Here is a 17312-nt window from a genome sequence, read left to right as displayed (position 1 = left end):
TCTGATGCTTTTTACAGCCAAGGGTGAGGGCATACAGGCTGGTCGGAATGACAAAAGCAACCATGCCCACATGAAACAGCTCGTTTTCAAGGTTCAGTACCGTCAGGCTGGGCAGAGTCACCAGCAGCAGGGGCAGTGCCAGGCAGTGCATCAGGCAGAGAAACGATAAACTGATGGCCAGCCTGTCGGTTACGATCTGCAGTGTTTTCATAGTCTTTCCTCAAAACGAACGGAGCATTTTCGAACGGCTCAAAATGTTACGTTATAACCTAAATTTACAAATCATCAAGTTTTTATTGTTGAAACATTTATAGCGAACATGAAAAAGGGACGCCAATGACGTCCCTCTAAGTCAATCTTTCAGCTTGTTTATTTTCTCTTGGGTGCTGTCCGGCCCTTGCCGCGACTGCCTTTGCCTGGGGCACGATTATCCCACTGACCACCCCGGGCCTTCTGGTAAGGTTTACGGTTTGTTGTGCGGGCTGGTGGACGATTGCCCTGACGCTGCCCTCCGCGAGGTGCGCGCTCTGCCGCCGGAACCAGCTGATTGGGGCCATTACCAATCAGATCGGTGCGCCCCATTTCTGTCAGGCGCTGACGCAGCAAATCAAAGTTCTTCTCATCATGATGACGGAGAAAGGCCTTGTGTATACGGCGCTGGCTGTATTCCCGTGGAATATACAGGCGGCCACTCTTATAACTGATCTTCTTCAGCGGGTTACGGCCTGAGTGATACATCGCTGTGGCCAGACTCATAGGAGACGGATAGAAGGTCTGCACCTGATCCACCCGGAAGTTATTTTTCTTCAGCCACAGTCCGAGGTTCATCATATCTTCATCGGTGGTACCGGGGTGTGCCGCAATAAAGTATGGAATCAGATACTGCTTCTTGCCGGCCTCTTTAGAGTACTTCTCGAACATCTTCTTGAAGTTGTCGTACGTGCCCATGCCCGGTTTCATCATCAGGTCGAGGGTGTTCTTCTCGGTATGTTCAGGAGCAATTTTGAGATAGCCGCCCACGTGATGGGTCACCAGCTCTTTTACGTACTCCGGATCTTCTACGGCCAGGTCATAACGCAGGCCTGAGGCGATGGCGATTTTCTTGATACCCGGCACTTTCCGTGCACGACGGTAAAGGCTTGTGGTCTGGGCGTGGGAGGTTTCCAGATTTTTACAGATACCGGGGAACACGCAGGACAGACGACGGCAGTTCGCGTGAATATCCGGGTCTTTGCAGTTCAGGAAATACATATTGGCCGTCGGGCCGCCAAGATCAGAAATCTGACCGGTAAAGCCAGGCACTTTATCCCGGATATCTTCCAGCTCCTGCAGCACAGATTCCTGGGAACGGCTCTGAATCACACGGCCTTCATGCTCGGTGATACTGCAGAAAGTACAGCCGCCAAAGCATCCTCGCATAATATTGATCGAGGTTTTGATCATATCGAACGCAGGAATTTTAGCATCGCCATAAGAGGGATGGGGACGACGCTGGTAGTTCAGCCCAAATACACCATCAATCTCTTCGGTTTTCAGAGGAATAGGCGGAGGATTGACCCATACCTCACGATTTCCATGGCGCTGCACCAGTGTGCGGGCGTTATGGGGGTTGGATTCCTGGTGCAATACACGTGAGGCATGAGCGTACAGCACAGGATCTCTGCTGACCTTCTCAAAGGACGGAAGACGAATACAGGTTTTCTCGTCATCCAGCTCTACCTTACGGTGTAGAGGCAGCGGAATAATCCGTACAGGCTGGGTATCGCTTTCCTGTTCAGTCTGTTTCTCTTGCGCACAGGTGGCTTCATCCTTCATTTCATAGGGGTTGCCACCATAGGCTTCCTCCAGAGAAGAAATATCACGGGGCCAGTCGATGCGGGAAGAATCAATCTCTGTCCAACCGTCAGGTGTGCTCGGCTTGATAACAACGGTGCCACGCAGGTCATCAATATCAGAGCCATTTTCACCATTGGCGATGCGGTGAGCCAGCTCAGCCATGGCACGTTCAGCATTTCCGTAGATCAGCATATCAGCCCCGGAATCAATCAGAACGGAGCGGCGAACCTCTTCTGTCCAGTGATCGTACTGAGCAATGCGGCGCAAACTGGCCTCAATACCACCAATATAAACCGGTACATCTTTGTAAGCCTGACGACACCGCTGGCTATAAACCGTCACAGCACGATCCGGGCGCTTACCGGCCTCGCCATCAGGGGTATACACATCATCGCTGCGCTTTTTCAGATCAGCCGTATAGTGGTTGATCATGGAATCCATATTGCCCGCAGCCACTGCGAAGAACAGGTTGGGCTTGCCAAGCTTCATGAAGTTGTCACGGTTAGTCCAGTCCGGCTGGGAGATAATGCCCACCCGAAAGCCCTGGGACTCCAGAAAGCGGCCTATAATTGCCATACCAAAGCTCGGGTGATCGATATAAGCATCGCCGGTTACGATGATGATATCGCAGGAGTCCCAACCCAGCTCATCCATCTCGTCCCGTGACATGGGCAAAAATGGAGCAGTGCCGTAACACTCTGCCCAATATTTCGGATAGGAGAACAGATCTGGCGCCTGCACAGGCTTGCGCTGGTTGGCTTTTGTCATTGGAACTCGGGTCAGGATAGAAAAGTCGGCCATTCTACCTTCGAAAAGGCCGCTTGGGTATATATCTCAACCACAGGTTCAGGCAGGGGTTACCCCTGTTGTTAAGTTATAACTCCTGCAGGCCACGCTCAAGATCAGCCTTCAAGTCCTCGACATTCTCAAGACCTGCTGCAACACGGATCAGCCCTTCCACAATACCAGCTTTCTGCTTGTCGTCATCACTCAAACGGCAATGAGTTGTAGAGGCCGGATGGGTAATAGTTGTGCGGGTATCACCAAGGTTTGCTGTGCGGGACATCACCTGTACACCATCAATCACCTTCCACGCCGCCTTACGGCCACCATCAACTTCAAAAGAAAGTACGCCACCGTAACCCTGCTGCTGTTTGCGCGCCAGAGCTGCACCGGGATGGTGGGGAAGACCGCAATAGTGCACATCAACCACCTTGGGATGTTCCGCCAGCCACCAGGCCAGTTGCTGGGCGTTGCGGCAGTGGGCATCCATACGGAGTTTCAGCGTCTCCAGACCTTTTAACAGAACCCAGGCATTGAACGGGCTCAAGCTGGCACCGGCCGCTCGCTGCCACAGGTGCATAGGTTGAATCAGCTCTTTACTGCCCAGAGCAATTCCCCCCATGCAGCGCCCCTGACCATCAATAAACTTGGTGGCAGAGTGAATAACAATATCCGCGCCCCAGGCAAGTGGCTGTTGCAGTGCGGGTGTGCAGAAGCAGTTATCCACCACAAACAGGGCATCACCAGCCTTGGCAATCTCTGCAATACCTTCCAGATCAGCCACATCCCCCAAGGGGTTGGAAGGGGTTTCCAGAAACAGCATTTTGGTTTCCGGCTGCATGGCATCAAGCCACTGATCCAGATCGGTCAGATCAACAAAGGTGCAGGACACATTGAACTGAGCCAGAATTTTTGCGAACAAGGTGACGGTGGTACCAAACACACTGCGGGAACACACCACATGATCACCGGCTTTAAGGTGAGCCATGCAGATACCCATAATGGCCGCCATACCTGAACCGGTTGCACACCCCTCTTCTGCCCCTTCAAGGGCCATCATACGCTCTTCAAACATGCGCACACCGGGATTGGTGTAACGGGAATACACATTGCCCTCTTCCTCACCAGCAAATACAGCAGCCGCCTGAGCTGCTGAGTCATAGGTAAAACTGGAGGTGAGGTACATGGCTTCACTGTGTTCACGCTCGGCAGAGCGTACTGTTCCGGCACGAACAGACAAGGTTTCAAAAGATGCGTTTTCAGGAAGCACTTGCCGGTTTTTCATTCTGGTTATCCCAACAAAACAAGAATCAGAGAGGAGTTGTAACACTAAAACGAAAAGAAGTTAAACATGAAGCCAGACAAAGTGTATGTTGGAACTCATACAGTTAGAGTTCCAACAACAGGATCAAGCCGTCTGGTTATAAACATCAATAACCGACTCATCCTTTGAGCTGGCTGTCTTGGCAGCATCACTGCGCGCCATCGCCAGCTGATTCAGATAAACCTCATCCACATGGCCGGTCAGATACCTGCCATCGAACACAGAGCAGTCGAACTCCTTGATCTCCGGGTTCCCAACCTGCACAGACTCCACCAGATCAGGCAGCTCCTGGAATACCAGCTTATCAGCACCAATCAGCTCAGCAATCTCCTCAACCGTACGATCATGGGCAACCAGTTCACTGGCCACTGGCATATCAATACCGTACACATTAGGGTGACGCACCTCAGGGGCAGCAGAGCAGAAATACACATTCTTCGCCCCCGCTTCCCGGGCCATCTCAATAATCTGAGTGCAGGTTGTACCGCGGACAATGGAATCGTCCACGAGCATGACATTCTTGCCCTTGAACTCCAGACCAATAGCATTGAGCTTTTGCTTCACAGACTTCTTACGTTCCGTCTGCCCCGGCATAATAAAGGTGCGACCGATGTAGCGGTTTTTCACAAAGCCTTCCCGGTAATTCACACTGAGATACTTTGCCATTTCCAAAGCGGCCGGGCGGCTGCTGTCAGGAATCGGCATCACCACATCGATATCATGATCTGCCCACTCACGCAGCACTTTTTCAGCCAGCTTCTGTCCCATGCGCAAACGGGACTTATACACTGACACGCCATCAATAATAGAATCCGGACGGGCGAAGTAAACGTACTCGAAAATACAAGGCGTAAGACAGCTATCCTCGGCGCACATATGAGTGTGAACGTTGCCATTAAGGTCAAACAGAATCGCCTCGCCGGGTTTGACATCCCGCACAGGCTCAAAACCAAGGGCATTGAGAGCAACAGATTCGGAAGCCACCATAAACTCAGGACCTGCTGGCGTTTCCCGACGTCCGTAAATCAGCGGGCGGATACCGTTAGGATCACGGAAGGCTATCAAACCATGACCGTTCACCATGGCCACCACCGCATAACCACCCTGGCAACGCTTGAAAACATTACCAATGGCGGTAAAGAAGTGTTCTGGCTGAGGTTGAAGCTGCCCCTGAGCGTGGAGCTCATGGGCAAACACATTCAGAAGAATCTCGGAATCTGAGCTAGTGTTGATGTGGCGCAGCTGGGTGCGAAACATCTCGTCCTTAATGGCGTTAGCGTTAGTGAGATTGCCGTTATGGGCCAGGGCAATGCCGTAGGGGGAGTTTACAAAGAAGGGTTGGGCTTCGGCAGAGCTGGAGCTGCCTGCGGTGGGATAGCGTACATGGCCAATCCCGATATTGCCCTGCAGAAGTTTCATATGACGTGTGTGAAACACATCCCTGACCAGGCCATTATCCTTGCGCAGATGAAACCGGCCTTCATGACAGGTCATCATCCCCGCAGCATCCTGCCCCCTGTGCTGCAAAACCGTCAGTGCATCATAGAGCACCTGGTTAATCGGGCTGGTAGCGGAAATCCCCACGATACCACACATGCGTCCGTATACCTCGTTGTCGTCAGCGGCTCGCTCCCTGAGTGAAGCCTCTGTACTTATACTGAGAAAGCACCGCCGGCAGGGTCAGACCCACGGTTCAGGGTGACGGCCTTTCTTTTCCTTTCGAAGCACTGTGGGTGCAGTGCTTCAGCGATAACTCTGATATCTGAATAGGATCAACGTACAAACAGAGGGGCAATAGAATCCATTGCCAATCCTTTCACCCATGTTGAAACAATTTCAAAATGGGGAACCAATGTGGAGGCCCTCCACCAGTTATCCTGGTGAACCGGCAGATACTCGCCCACGCCAACAAGCATGGTGACAAGCAGCACGCCACGCATGGCGCCAAAAATCATACCCAGAGCACGGTCGGTGCCTGATAGCCCGGTCATCTGCACAAGTTTCCCGATCAAGCTGTTAATCAAGCCACCGGTTAGCAGGGTCGCGATAAACAACACCGCCGCCGCTGCTGAGGCTCGCAACGATGGCGTATCAATATATTCCTGAAACATCAAAGACAGACTGCCACTGAACAGCCAGGCAATAATCACAGCAGCCACCCAGGTGACCAGTGAAAGAACTTCCTTAAAAAAGCCGCGAGTCAGGCTAATTAATGCGGAAACAAGGACAATGGCCATTATGGCCCAGTCAACCCAGATCAGATTCATGAGTCTCTCTTTACGTGCTCTTCTTTACGCAATCAATAGTTTCGGGCGGGATTCTAACAGTATTCCCGTGATATTTCCCAAAGGAAAACGGGCAATCTGGTAAATTACGGTACAAACCGAACAACCAAACCTTTCAGACTGTAATCTTTCTCAATGTCTTTACGCAGTTTCAGTATTTTCTCCTTACGAAGATCCGGACCGACATAAACCCGATAAAGGGATTCGCCTTTTTTATGACTCTTCCCTTCCCGGGTATAAGCATGGAAGCCATCAGATCGCAAGCGGCTCTGTAACTGCTCGGCATTTTTGAACTGGGAAAAAGCCGCCAGCTGCAGGCTCCAGCTGACGGGAATATTATTTCTATCAAGGGAAGGCCGCTCCACAGCCGCAACGGTGGGAGCTGGCTCAAAGTCCGCTGGCTCTTCGGGTACTATCAGCGGTTTATCAAAACGCTCGATATATTTGGGAATCTCGGGAGCAGCTGGTGGCTCAGGGATTGTTAACGCCAGCACCTCTTCTTCATAGCCACTGGAAAACAGCAAGGGGTAGACAATAACGGCAGCAGCCACCAGAACCAGTGCGCCCGTGAGACGCTGCTTACGTTTATGATCCATACCTGACTTTCCCATCATCCAATAAAGAAATACTAACCGGCGACACGGTTCCGTGTCGATGCTTAGGTTCTATCCTGATTCGACAAAAAAGTCAGGGACTCTCCAACGGTATGGAATGAGCCCAGAACGACAACCGTGCTGTTTGCTTCAGCATGCTCCAAAGCTGTCTGTAAAGCCTGCGGAACACTTGTTAAGCTGGTCACAGCTTCCCCCAGAACGACCAGTTCATTCGCCAGACTCTCACTGTTTCTGGCCCGCAGTGTGTAGGAAACAGTGCCTGTGTACCAGTGGCTGAATAGCCCTGTCAGCGGCTCCAGTACACCTTTCAGATCTTTATCATCCAACATCCCCAGCACCGCCAGTGACTTTGGATGATTGAATTGTTCAATTCGCTTTTTCAGTAAACGAGCCGCTTGAGGATTATGGGCCACATCCAGCATAACAGTAACAGGCTCGCCTTTTCCGTTGACAGCCTGCACCTTTTGGCAACGCCCTTCCAGCTGGGCATTCCCCAGCCCGGTACGAATGGCCTCTTCGTTCATTTCAGGAAAGAGCCAGCACACAGCTTCAAGGGCACAGGTCACACTGGTTAATGGGAGGCTCGGTACAGGTAGCAGTGTAAGAGAGCGACTCTGTCCATTGGCACATCGGCCAGTGAAAGCCATGGTTTCATCACAAATGTCTGCCGTAAATGCCTGACCATTGCGAACTTCAATGGCCTCAATATCTTTAATATGGTTGAGCAGAGATTGCGCAGGCTCCACCTCTCCACAGATTGCAGGCCGGTCTGTACGGAAAACACCCGCTTTCTCATAGGCAATTTTCTCAACGGTATCCCCAAGCCATGCCTGATGATCCAAATCCACGGTGGTTACGATGGAGACATCCGCATCCACAATATTCACAGCATCCAGTCGTCCACCCAGGCCGACTTCCAGCAGAATGACATCCACTTTTTCCCGCAGGAAAATATCCAGTGCAGCCAGTGCCCCGAACTCAAAGTAGCTGAGGAAGTCATCGCCACGGAGCGTTTCAATGCGGGTAAAAGAATCAGCGATAGCTTCATCCGCCACCATATCTCCATCAATGCGGATACGCTCGTTAAATACCTGAAGGTGTGGAGAGGTCCAGGCTCCGGCGCGGATACCGGCAGCTTTGAGAATCGCGGCCACAGTCGCAACCGTACTGCCCTTGCCGTTGGTGCCGGCAACTGTAATGACTTTTACACTGCGATTGTCACTGTAAAAAGACGCAGGAAGTAACCTGCGAGCTGTGCGGTCAGCACGTTCCAGCCCCAGCTCCATTTCATGTTCCGGGCGACGAGATTCGAGAAAGGCCAGCCAGGAAGAGAGGCTGTCAGGGAGAGAGGTGGGGGCTGAATTCATTGCTGTGGCATCCATCACTAAGGGCTGACCGGGATTTGTATATTTGCTGCCTTTAGTACAGATAAAACCGTGAAAATTCAAGAAATTATCGGCAAAACCTGCAAGCAGGCTTCACCAAAATCAGAGGCAAAGCTCAGGAAAGAGCTTCAGCCTCATCAAAATCACTGTCGGGTTCAGAGGTGGAGGACACCCGCGGACCGTTCAGATGTTGAGTCATACGACGAAGACTGCGAGCCAGAGTCGATGGCATATTATGGCGGTGAACAATCATATCCACCTGACCATGCTCCAGCAGAAATTCACTGCGCTGGAAACCTTCGGGCAGCTTCTCACGCACAGTCTGTTCGATAACCCGGGGGCCAGCAAAACCAACCAGAGAACGTGGTTCACCTATGTTCAGGTCACCCAGCATGGCCAGGCTTGCCGAAACACCGCCATAAACCGGATCAGTCAGTACTGAGATATACGGAATACCCGCCTGTTTCAAACGCTCAAGAATCGCACTGGTGCGAGCCATCTGCATCAAAGAAAACAGCGCTTCCTGCATCCGGGCACCACCACTGGCAGAGAAACACACCAGAGGAATTTTGTGCTCAAGGCAGTATTCTCCAGCACGCACAAACTTCTCACCCACAATGGTACCCATGGAGCCGCCCATAAAGGTGAATTCAAAGGCCACAGCCACAACGGGCACATCTTCGATATTGCCACGCATGCACACCAGCGCGTCTTTCTCGCCGGTGGCTTTCTGCGCCTGGGTCAGGCGATCCTTGTATTTCTTGCTGTCCTTGAACTTAAGGCGATCTACCGGTTCAAGGTCTGCAAACATTTCTTCCCGGCCCTCATCTCCAAGCAAACGCTCAAGGCGGACACGGGCAGACACACGCATATGGTGCTCACACTTCGGGCAGACATCCTGATTGCGTTCCAGCTCGGGGCGGTACAGAACCGACTCACACTTAACGCACTTTTTCCAGAGTCCTTCTGGAACACTGCTCTTACCAGGCCCACTCTTACGAGGAGAGTTAGACCGGGACAGTGAAGGAACGAGTTTATCCAGCCAACTGCCACTCATGACGCTATCCAGTTGCACATTCGAGTTAATCCCCCAGAATCCCGGCTGGCTTAAACCAGCCGGGAAAACGAGTTACTGATCCATGGCGGTACGCATCTCAGCCAGGCGGGCTGCTACAGCAGCACACCCGGCGGCGTGATCATTCTCATGGGTGGCCAGCTCTTTCACCAGCGCTGTTCCCACAATCACCGCATCTGCTGTTTTACTTATTGCAGATGCCGAGGCACCGTCACGAATACCGAAACCAACACACACCGGCAGAGATGTGAACGACTTAATGTGTTCAACACGACTCTGAACCTCGCTGATATCAAGGTTACCGGCCCCTGTCACTCCCTTGAGTGACACATAATAAATGTATCCGCCAGCCACAGAGCAGATGCTCTCAATACGCTCATCTACTGTGTTTGGTGATACCAGGAAGACTGTTTCCAGACCTTCCTTATATAGAGGGTCAAGCAGGGTTTTGGCATCCTCGGGGGGAATATCCACCGCCAGTAATGCATCCACACCTGCCTGGGCCGCTCTGCGGGCAAAATTTTCATAACCCATAATTTCGATGGGATTAAGGTATCCCATCAGGGCGATTGGAGTGACATTATCCTTCTTCCTGAACTCCGCGACCATTAACAGTACGTCAGCGAGTGTAACGCCCTGTGACACGGCACGCTGGTGAGCCAGTTCAATCACCGGGCCATCGGCCACCGGATCGGAGAAAGGAATGCCCAGCTCGATAATATCCGCACCGGCTTCCACCATAGCATGCAGCAGAGGTACGGTGGCTTCCGGCCCCGGATCACCGGCGGTTACATAAGGAATCAGACCCTTGCGCCCTTCACTTTGCAGGCGGGCAAAGCAGACATCAATTCGCTTGGACTCTACAGTCGTTTTGAGTGCATTCATTGTCCGTTCCCTTTACAAAGTCATGCCGTCAATAGCAGCAACCGTGTGCATATCCTTATCACCGCGACCGGAGAGGTTCACGATAATGCTCTGATCCGGATTCATGGTGGGCGCCAGTTTAGTCACATAAGCCAAAGCATGGCTGCTTTCCAAAGCAGGGATAATGCCTTCATAAAGAGTCAGATCATGGAAGGCCTGCAGGGCTTCATCATCTGTCGCGTAGGGGTATTCGGCACGGCCAATCTCATGCAACAACGCATGCTCAGGACCAACACCGGGATAATCCAGACCTGCAGACACAGAATGACTTTCAATAATCTGGCCCGCATCGTCACACATAATATGGGTACGATTACCCTGCAGAACGCCTTTGCGACCATCGCTGAAGCGCGCTGCGTGCCTGCCGGACTCCACACCCAGGCCACCGGCTTCCACACCGTAAATCTTCACGCCTTTATCATCGATAAATTCACTGAACAGTCCCATGGCGTTGGAACCACCACCCACGCAGGCCACCAGTGCATCGGGGAGTTTACCGGTCTGGTCCAGAATCTGGCGACGGGCTTCCCTGCCAATAATACTCTGGAAGGTGCGCACCATTTTCGGATAAGGGTGCGGGCCACACACTGTACCCAGAAGGTAGAAGGTGTTATCCACGTTAGTCACCCAGTCACGGAGGGTAGCGTTGATAGAATCTTTCAGGGTTTGGGAACCGCTGGTTACAGGCACCACCTTGGCACCCAGCAGCTTCATGCGATACACATTGGCTGCCTGACGCTCAACGTCTTTCGCGCCCATGTAGACCACGCATTCCAGCCCCAAACGGGCACAGACTGTTGCCGTGGCAACACCGTGCTGACCTGCACCGGTTTCAGCGATGATGCGGGTCTTGCCCATGCGTTTGGCCAGCAGAATCTGCCCCACCGCATGGTTAATTTTGTGAGCACCAGTATGGTTGAGGTCTTCACGCTTCAGATAAACCTGGGCACCGCCGAGCATACGGGACCATCGTTCAGCATGATAGAGGGGAGATGGGCGTCCAACGTAGTGGGCCAAATCCTTGTCAAATTCTTCCATAAACTCAGGATCACCGACGAACTTATCAAACGCTTCGCTCAGTTCCTGAACCGCTGGCATCAGGGTTTCGGGGATAAACTGACCACCGAAATCTCCGAAGTAACCACGCGCATCCGGCTGGTTATACTTGTCCTTAGCAGACATTATTGACCTCTTTCATAAACTCTCGAATGAGAGTCTCATCTTTTATGCCCCTGGAACGCTCAACGCCGCTCGAAACGTCGATAGCCCAGGGTTGAACTGTGGCTATCGCTTCTGCCACGTTAGCGGGAGACAAACCTCCCGCCAGAATCAGGGGTTGTTTAAGATGCTTGGGGAAGCGACCCCAGTCAAACGCCTCCCCTGTCCCACCATAAACACCCGGCGTATAGGAATCCAGAAGAAAAGCCGAGGCATTGGTCCATTGTGACAGTTCTTCCGCGACATCGCTGTTTTCCCGAACCCGGACGGCCTTAATCCAGGGCAGCCCCCACTGGCGACAAAACTCATTTGTTTCATCACCATGAAACTGCAGAGCATCAAGTTCAACAGTGTTTAACAGCTGTTCAAGAAACACAGGTTCAGGATTCACAAACACACCTGTTCGGGTCACCTTCCCTTTTAACGTCTGGGAAAGCACCCTGCCCTCTTCGAGGGTGAGATTGCGTGGGCTGGGTTCATAGAACATAAAGCCAATGGCATCGGCCCCGCACTCGGCAGCCACCTGAGCGTCGGACGGGTTACGCAAACCACAGATTTTAACTTTCACGTTACGGTCTGCGCCATTAGCAAACAGCATGCCTGAACTCCACACAATCTTGCAGGATTTTAATTCAATTCATTCACCAGCGGCCCGACAAAAGAGGGACCTAAAGGCTCTTCTGGCAAATCAAACTCTTCGGGATACTTCACATCCACAAAATACAGCCCCCAGGGTGGTGCTGTCACGCCCCCGGCACTTCTGTCTTTCGCATCCAGTACATCTTTCGCCCAAATGGGTTCACGCTTACCGGAACCAATGGCCATCAGCACACCGGCAATATTGCGGATCATATGATGGAGAAAGGCGTTCGCTTTTACATCAATTACGATCAAATCCCCGTACCGGTTCAGTTTCAGATGTTCAATGGTTCTGACAGGGTTTTTTGCCTGACACTGCATCGCACGGTAGGAAGTAAAGTCATGCTTCCCAACAAGGTATTCAGCCGCTGTACGCATACGGTCAATATCCAGAGGACGATAATTCCAGGTCAGGCCACGGCTCAAGTGTGCAGGCCGAATGGGATTATTGTATATCACGTAGCGGTACCGTCTTGCCAGCGCGGAAAAGCGGGCATGAAATGCTTGAGTGACCGGTTTCACCCAGCGCACAGCAATGGAGTCCGGCAAGTGGGTATTGGCACCGTATACCCAGCCGCGCAAGCTACGGACAGATGTCGTATCAAAATGGATAATCTGGCGAGAGCCATGAACACCGGCATCGGTGCGCCCGGCACATACGACAGATACTCTATGATTGGCCACTTTGCCAATGGCTTTTTCTATACAGGCCTGAATAGTCGGCAGGCCAGTCTTCAGTGATTGCCAGCCGTGATAGGCAGAACCGTCATATTCGACACAGGCTGCAAAACGAAAAACTTCTGGCGTTTCTTGAACGGACTGCTCGTCCTTCTGTGACTCTTCCAATATGACGCCCTGTTTCAGATACAAAGAAAAAAGGCCGGTATCATATACCAGCCTTTTTCTGTCAGGAAAGCCCGAGACTCAAATTTAGAAGATTTTATTTCCCAATCTTGGCAATCAGCTCCTGTGCTTCCTGCTTCTGGGCATCGTTACCTTCAAGAACCACCTCATCAAGAATATCCCTGGCGCCGTCTCCATCGCCCATTTCCAAGTAGGCGCGGGCAAGATCCAGTTTAGTGGCAGTTTCATCGGTGTCTTCCAGGAAGGAGAACTCATCCTCCATCTGGGAAACATCTCCAGACGTGTTAGTCTCTGACAAACCAGCCAGTGCAGCGTCTAACTGTTCGGTGACAGCATTTGCGGTCGACTTCTCAGCGGCTTCAACGGGCTCGCCAGCGTCTATTGACGGAGCAGGCTCGCCTTCAACAGCTAATTCATCTGTCGTTTCCTCAGCATTTGAAGGCATAGATTCAGGAGTCAATGCCTCTTCAATATCCGCACCGTCGAGATCCAGATCCACGGACATATCCGCTAACTCTGCATCCAGCTGCTCAAGCTCGCTATCGAAATCCACATCACTGGTTTCTTCTGTGAGCGGTGCATGGTCTGCAGCAGTCGCTTCTTCAACAGTAGCTTCTTCAACAGTTATATCTTCCGCTGCATTGTCTTGCGTAATAGTGAGTTCTTCAACGTCTGAAGTGTCCAGATCCGTACTCAGTTCCAGATCGAGGTCGTCAAGATCCGGCAACTCGGCTTCTGGAGTATCAAGGGTTTCAACCTCTTGGGTAACTGGTTCGGCTGAAGTTTCACTTTCATCCACTTCTGCATCCAGGGTCTCAAGATCCAGATCAAACTCATCAGCGGCGCTTTCCAGGTTTGTCTCATCTTCAGCACTGTCTGGGGGTGTATCTTCTGAAGCCGTGTCAGTCTCGAAATCATCCAGGTTGAACTCAAGGCCTGTATCAAGGTTTTCATCACCAAAATCAATTTCAAGCTCATCGACACTGCCCGTATCTTCCTTGGTGGGTTCTTTCGCCTGGAGTTCTTCGGACTGAGAGGTTTCATCGGTGATGTCTGCTGCTGCATCAAAGGTTCCGGCCGGGAAGCGTGGGCGTAATTCACTGGCGCGTTTAATCCCTTCACTGCTGCCCAGGTTTTGCAGTGCTTCTTCCTGCTCGAGGAAGCCTTCAACATTCTTGCTGTCAGTCATCACCTCCATCAGTTTGATACGGAAATCCGCACGTTCTGGAGAACCAGCCACGGCGGTGGCTAGCAGCTCAACAGCTTGATCCAGTCGACCATAAGCAATATAGATATCAGCCTCGCCCAGTGGGTCTGTGCTGGCCTCTTGAGCAGACGTCGTATCGCTCAGCAATTCCTCATTGATATCAAGGTCTGGAGTTTCATCGGATTCAGCCTGAGATACATCACCAGAATCTAATTCATCATCTTTGGCAGTATCCTGAGCAACAAACAGGTCTTCTACATCTGGTAAATCCTCCAACTCATCTGCCGGTGCGATGGTGGATTCGGTATCAATGCTATCTTCCTCTTCTTTCTGCCTGCGACGGCGCACCACAAGGGCAGCAATCGCCAGCAACACAAGCAGCGAACCACCGCCAGCGGCCAGGTACATCTGATTTTTCATAAGAAGGTTCATAACACCTTCTACTGACATCAGATCAGGCTTGGGTTCAGTTTCAGGGCTAAAGTCTGATACTGGTGCGACAGGAGCCTGTGTAATGGAATCATCAGGCCTGGCGATAGTGGCCGTTGATGGAGCGGAGGGTTCTTGAACCGGCTCCATCTCATCAGCCTCGTAGTAGTTATAATCAATATCCTGCTCTGCTTCGGCCGCTTCAACCTTTGCCTGCGCGGCTTGCACCTGCTCATTGAGCATCTGCACTGCGGTCAGCTCATCGCTCTTGAGAACAACAAGTTTTTCCAGGGATTGAATTTGATCTTCCAGGTCTCGCAGGCGGTCTTTAAGATCGGTATTCTCACGGCTCAGTGTGTCGAGCTGTTCCTGATTGACGGAAATGGCCGTTTCCAGAGCGCGGGCAGTGCCCGCCGCATCACCACCGCCTTGATCGGAGGCGTTATCAGCCGAGCGTTGGGCACCGGAGGTTACGATATCAAGACGATCCTGCTCTATAGTGCCCCGTGCTGTTTCTACTACTTCATCCTTACGGGTGGCATCAAGCTGCACTCGCGAAGAGCCATTGCGCCACTGTTCGTTTTGCGCTCGTATATTATTGGCGGCAGCATTGCCATCCAGCGCATTAATTGCATCACGATCCGGCACATTAAGCACGGCCCCCTGCTTCAGCAGGTTAATATTGCCATTAATAAATGCTCTCGGGTTTTCTGCCTGCAGTGCCGCCATCATTTGAATCGGTGTTACATCGCGTCCGGGGCGGGTACGTAAAGCCACTTCCCAAAGTGTGTCTCCACGTTGCACCCGATATGTATCAGATGCATCGTCCTGTGCCGGTACAGAAGGAGAAGGAGAAGCCGGAGCTTGAACAGGTGTGGAAACAGGAGACGGTGCCGAGATATTAGGTCGTTTCACCGGGGTAGCGGGCGCGGGCGCTGGGGGGGGAACTTGAACCGGGTTGGTGCTGACTGCAGATTCCACGACCTGATTACTGAAAGAGGGGGGATCGAGCAACAACGTGTACTCCCTGAGCAGCCGACCGCTGGGCCAGTGCACTTCCATCAGGAAGTTCAGATAGGGTTCAACAACTGGCTTGCGACTGGTAACCCGCACAAAGGCGGTACCATCTTCTCGTTTAATGGTCTGGAATCGCAAATCGGACAGAAAGTAGGGACGTTCAACACCCGCACGTTCAAAATCTTCACGGGTTGCCATACTCGGGAGAACTTCACCACGGGTAAGCTCTCTGATTTCAACAAGTTCTATCTCTGCATCAAGAGGCTGATTTAATGCGGAGTTCAGCCGGATATCACCGAGCCCTAACCCATAAGCGGTACTGGCCCCAATGGTTCCAGTTACGCTACCAGCTATAGCAATGGCTGCGGCGAGCTTACGTAACATATATCCCCTATCCTTCTTCTTATATGTGCGGTGCAAACTGGACGGAAGCAAATAAACAGCTTTCGTAATTATGAATCTTATGCAGCGAACCCTATACAGTCAGAATAGTTATAAACGTCAGCCGCACAGGCATCATCCAGTGTTACACCGTCGAAAATGCACAGTATGGGGACGTCGTCGTTATTCTATTGCCCCCAGAATGACAATTATCTGTTAAGTTATCACTGCAGAAACTCGGTAATCAACCACTGGTATAGCTGTTTTGCACCCAGAACACTGCCAGATCGCGCATTATCAGACACAAGCCACATATTCAGTACATTTTCCTGAGCCTCGGAAGAACGTAAACCACTAATGTGGATTAAATTACGTTGCTCATCATCGGCGTTCACCAGAGATACGGGAGTGAACGCTTCTTCTGGATCGGCACAAATCCTCACAGAAGGAATACCTTCCAGCACGTCCCAGACCTCACTGATGTTGACGGCCCAGTCCAGAGAAACGGACAAGTGAATCACCTGACCATAAAAAACCGGCGTCACCATACTACTGACATGCACAGGCATACCATCATGTCCGGCCAGGGTAGACAGTTCACGGCTGGCTGTGACAGCATCACCCACCTGCCCTTCAAAGGATGGCAGCATGTTGAAAGAAATCTGGTCTGAGAAAACGGTATGTTCAGCGGGCAGGCCGTTCAACAGACGATTAGTCTGACCAGCCAGTTCACTGATACCTACCTTGCCTGCACTGCTCACAGACAGGTTGCAGTTCATATCCACCCGACCAATCCCACCTAACTGGCGCATGGCACGGAGTACAGGAGCCACAACCATGGCGACATCGCCAGGTACAGCCACAACTCCACTTTGTTGCAGGGACATAAGCCCCTCCGGATTTACATCCGGATGAACAAGGGTGGCAAAATCCTGACTGCGGCTGAAAGGCGTCGCGTCCAGTACCATGGCACCAGCACTGCCTGCCAAAGCAATAGCGGTTTCCGCCAGCTGGGCATCCCCTGCACAGATGACGACCTGACCAGACTGAAAAGAATATTCTCCCAAAGCCTGCACAGTCAGGCTCTGGCTGCCCAGGTTCACTGTGGCATCGTCATCAACCGTTGCAACCAGAGCGACAACGCTGTCAGCCTTAACATCGCTCTGATCTAACAGGTTCAGCAGGGATTCACCAGCAAAGGTGTCTGCACCAACAAGGGCAAGAGGCATCTCAGACATAAGACAATACACTCCGTTGAGTAATCACGTTCAGAATGGTGCGCCACTTTATAGAGAGTCCCAGTTCTTTGCAAAAGCAGCCCTCCCTCCCTC

General features: G+C 51.9%; 14 protein-coding genes. All 14 read right to left on the bottom strand.

Annotated elements, in window-relative coordinates; all coding sequences use genetic code 11:
• Positions 1-211: MerC domain-containing protein (locus E1189_RS08070; protein ID WP_155159520.1), on the bottom strand; the 211-nt coding region annotated here is incomplete at its 3' end.
• A 158-nt stretch (positions 212-369) separates the two neighbouring features.
• Positions 370-2604, bottom strand: a complete 2235-nt coding sequence (locus tag E1189_RS08065; protein ID WP_155159521.1) for a YgiQ family radical SAM protein — start codon at positions 2602-2604, stop codon at positions 370-372.
• 106 nt (positions 2605-2710) lie between these two features.
• The gene (locus tag E1189_RS08060; RefSeq protein ID WP_155159519.1) at positions 2711-3904 is read right to left on the bottom strand and encodes an O-succinylhomoserine sulfhydrylase; all 1194 of its coding nucleotides are present in this window, start codon (positions 3902-3904) and stop codon (positions 2711-2713) included.
• Positions 3905-4027: 123 nt separating this feature from the next.
• Positions 4028-5539 carry an amidophosphoribosyltransferase gene (gene purF, locus E1189_RS08055; RefSeq protein WP_155159518.1) on the bottom strand — a complete coding sequence of 504 codons (1512 nt, stop codon included), beginning with the start codon at positions 5537-5539 and terminating at the stop codon, positions 4028-4030.
• A gap of 176 nt (positions 5540-5715) precedes the next feature.
• Positions 5716-6210, bottom strand: coding sequence for a CvpA family protein (locus E1189_RS08050; RefSeq protein ID WP_155159517.1), 495 nt, complete (start codon positions 6208-6210; stop codon positions 5716-5718).
• 104 nt (positions 6211-6314) lie between these two features.
• Positions 6315-6824, bottom strand: a complete 510-nt coding sequence (locus E1189_RS08045) for an SPOR domain-containing protein (protein ID WP_196221316.1) — start codon at positions 6822-6824, stop codon at positions 6315-6317.
• 62 nt (positions 6825-6886) lie between these two features.
• Positions 6887-8209 carry a bifunctional folylpolyglutamate synthase/dihydrofolate synthase gene (locus E1189_RS08040; protein WP_196221315.1) on the bottom strand — a complete coding sequence of 441 codons (1323 nt, stop codon included), beginning with the start codon at positions 8207-8209 and terminating at the stop codon, positions 6887-6889.
• Positions 8210-8342: 133 nt separating this feature from the next.
• Positions 8343-9284 carry an acetyl-CoA carboxylase, carboxyltransferase subunit beta gene (gene accD / locus E1189_RS08035; RefSeq protein WP_155159514.1) on the bottom strand — a complete coding sequence of 314 codons (942 nt, stop codon included), beginning with the start codon at positions 9282-9284 and terminating at the stop codon, positions 8343-8345.
• Between the two features lie 72 nt (positions 9285-9356).
• On the bottom strand, positions 9357-10187 hold the full coding sequence (gene trpA, locus E1189_RS08030) for a tryptophan synthase subunit alpha (RefSeq protein WP_155159513.1): 831 nt from the start codon (positions 10185-10187) through the stop codon (positions 9357-9359).
• Between the two features lie 12 nt (positions 10188-10199).
• Positions 10200-11408 carry a tryptophan synthase subunit beta gene (gene trpB / locus E1189_RS08025; RefSeq protein WP_155159512.1) on the bottom strand — a complete coding sequence of 403 codons (1209 nt, stop codon included), beginning with the start codon at positions 11406-11408 and terminating at the stop codon, positions 10200-10202.
• On the bottom strand, positions 11398-12042 hold the full coding sequence (locus tag E1189_RS08020) for a phosphoribosylanthranilate isomerase (protein ID WP_155159511.1): 645 nt from the start codon (positions 12040-12042) through the stop codon (positions 11398-11400). Before E1189_RS08020 ends, trpB begins: the two co-directional genes overlap by 11 nt.
• Positions 12043-12071: 29 nt before the next feature.
• Entirely contained in the window at positions 12072-12929 is an 858-nt protein-coding gene (truA, locus tag E1189_RS08015) for a tRNA pseudouridine(38-40) synthase TruA (protein WP_155159510.1), read from the bottom strand.
• A gap of 94 nt (positions 12930-13023) precedes the next feature.
• Positions 13024-15984: a FimV/HubP family polar landmark protein gene (locus E1189_RS08010; RefSeq protein ID WP_155159509.1), complete on the bottom strand. Its 2961-nt coding sequence runs from the start codon at positions 15982-15984 to the stop codon at positions 13024-13026.
• Positions 15985-16205: 221 nt separating this feature from the next.
• Entirely contained in the window at positions 16206-17219 is a 1014-nt protein-coding gene (locus tag E1189_RS08005; protein WP_155159508.1) for an Asd/ArgC dimerization domain-containing protein, read from the bottom strand.
• Positions 17220-17312 lie beyond the last annotated feature (93 nt).

The organism is Parendozoicomonas verongulae, from assembly GCF_009711465.1.
GTDB classification, from domain to species: Bacteria; Pseudomonadota; Gammaproteobacteria; order Pseudomonadales; family Endozoicomonadaceae; genus Sansalvadorimonas; species Sansalvadorimonas verongulae.
This window is presented reverse-complemented; position numbering and strand designations above follow the sequence as displayed.

Coding starts and splice junctions, on each gene's coding strand:
- E1189_RS08065 (WP_155159521.1), bottom strand. CDS start 2,604: ATGACAAAAGCCAACCAGCGCAAGCCTGTGCAGGCGCCAGATCTGTTC.
- E1189_RS08040 (WP_196221315.1), bottom strand. CDS start 8,209: ATGAATTCAGCCCCCACCTCTCTCCCTGACAGCCTCTCTTCCTGGCTG.
- E1189_RS08045 (WP_196221316.1), bottom strand. CDS start 6,824: ATGGATCATAAACGTAAGCAGCGTCTCACGGGCGCACTGGTTCTGGTG.
- accD (WP_155159514.1), bottom strand. CDS start 9,284: ATGAGTGGCAGTTGGCTGGATAAACTCGTTCCTTCACTGTCCCGGTCT.
- E1189_RS08005 (WP_155159508.1), bottom strand. CDS start 17,219: ATGTCTGAGATGCCTCTTGCCCTTGTTGGTGCAGACACCTTTGCTGGT.
- trpA (WP_155159513.1), bottom strand. CDS start 10,187: ATGAATGCACTCAAAACGACTGTAGAGTCCAAGCGAATTGATGTCTGC.
- E1189_RS08010 (WP_155159509.1), bottom strand. CDS start 15,984: ATGTTACGTAAGCTCGCCGCAGCCATTGCTATAGCTGGTAGCGTAACT.
- purF (WP_155159518.1), bottom strand. CDS start 5,539: ATGTGTGGTATCGTGGGGATTTCCGCTACCAGCCCGATTAACCAGGTG.
- E1189_RS08050 (WP_155159517.1), bottom strand. CDS start 6,210: ATGAATCTGATCTGGGTTGACTGGGCCATAATGGCCATTGTCCTTGTT.
- trpB (WP_155159512.1), bottom strand. CDS start 11,408: ATGTCTGCTAAGGACAAGTATAACCAGCCGGATGCGCGTGGTTACTTC.
- E1189_RS08060 (WP_155159519.1), bottom strand. CDS start 3,904: ATGAAAAACCGGCAAGTGCTTCCTGAAAACGCATCTTTTGAAACCTTG.
- E1189_RS08020 (WP_155159511.1), bottom strand. CDS start 12,042: ATGCTGTTTGCTAATGGCGCAGACCGTAACGTGAAAGTTAAAATCTGT.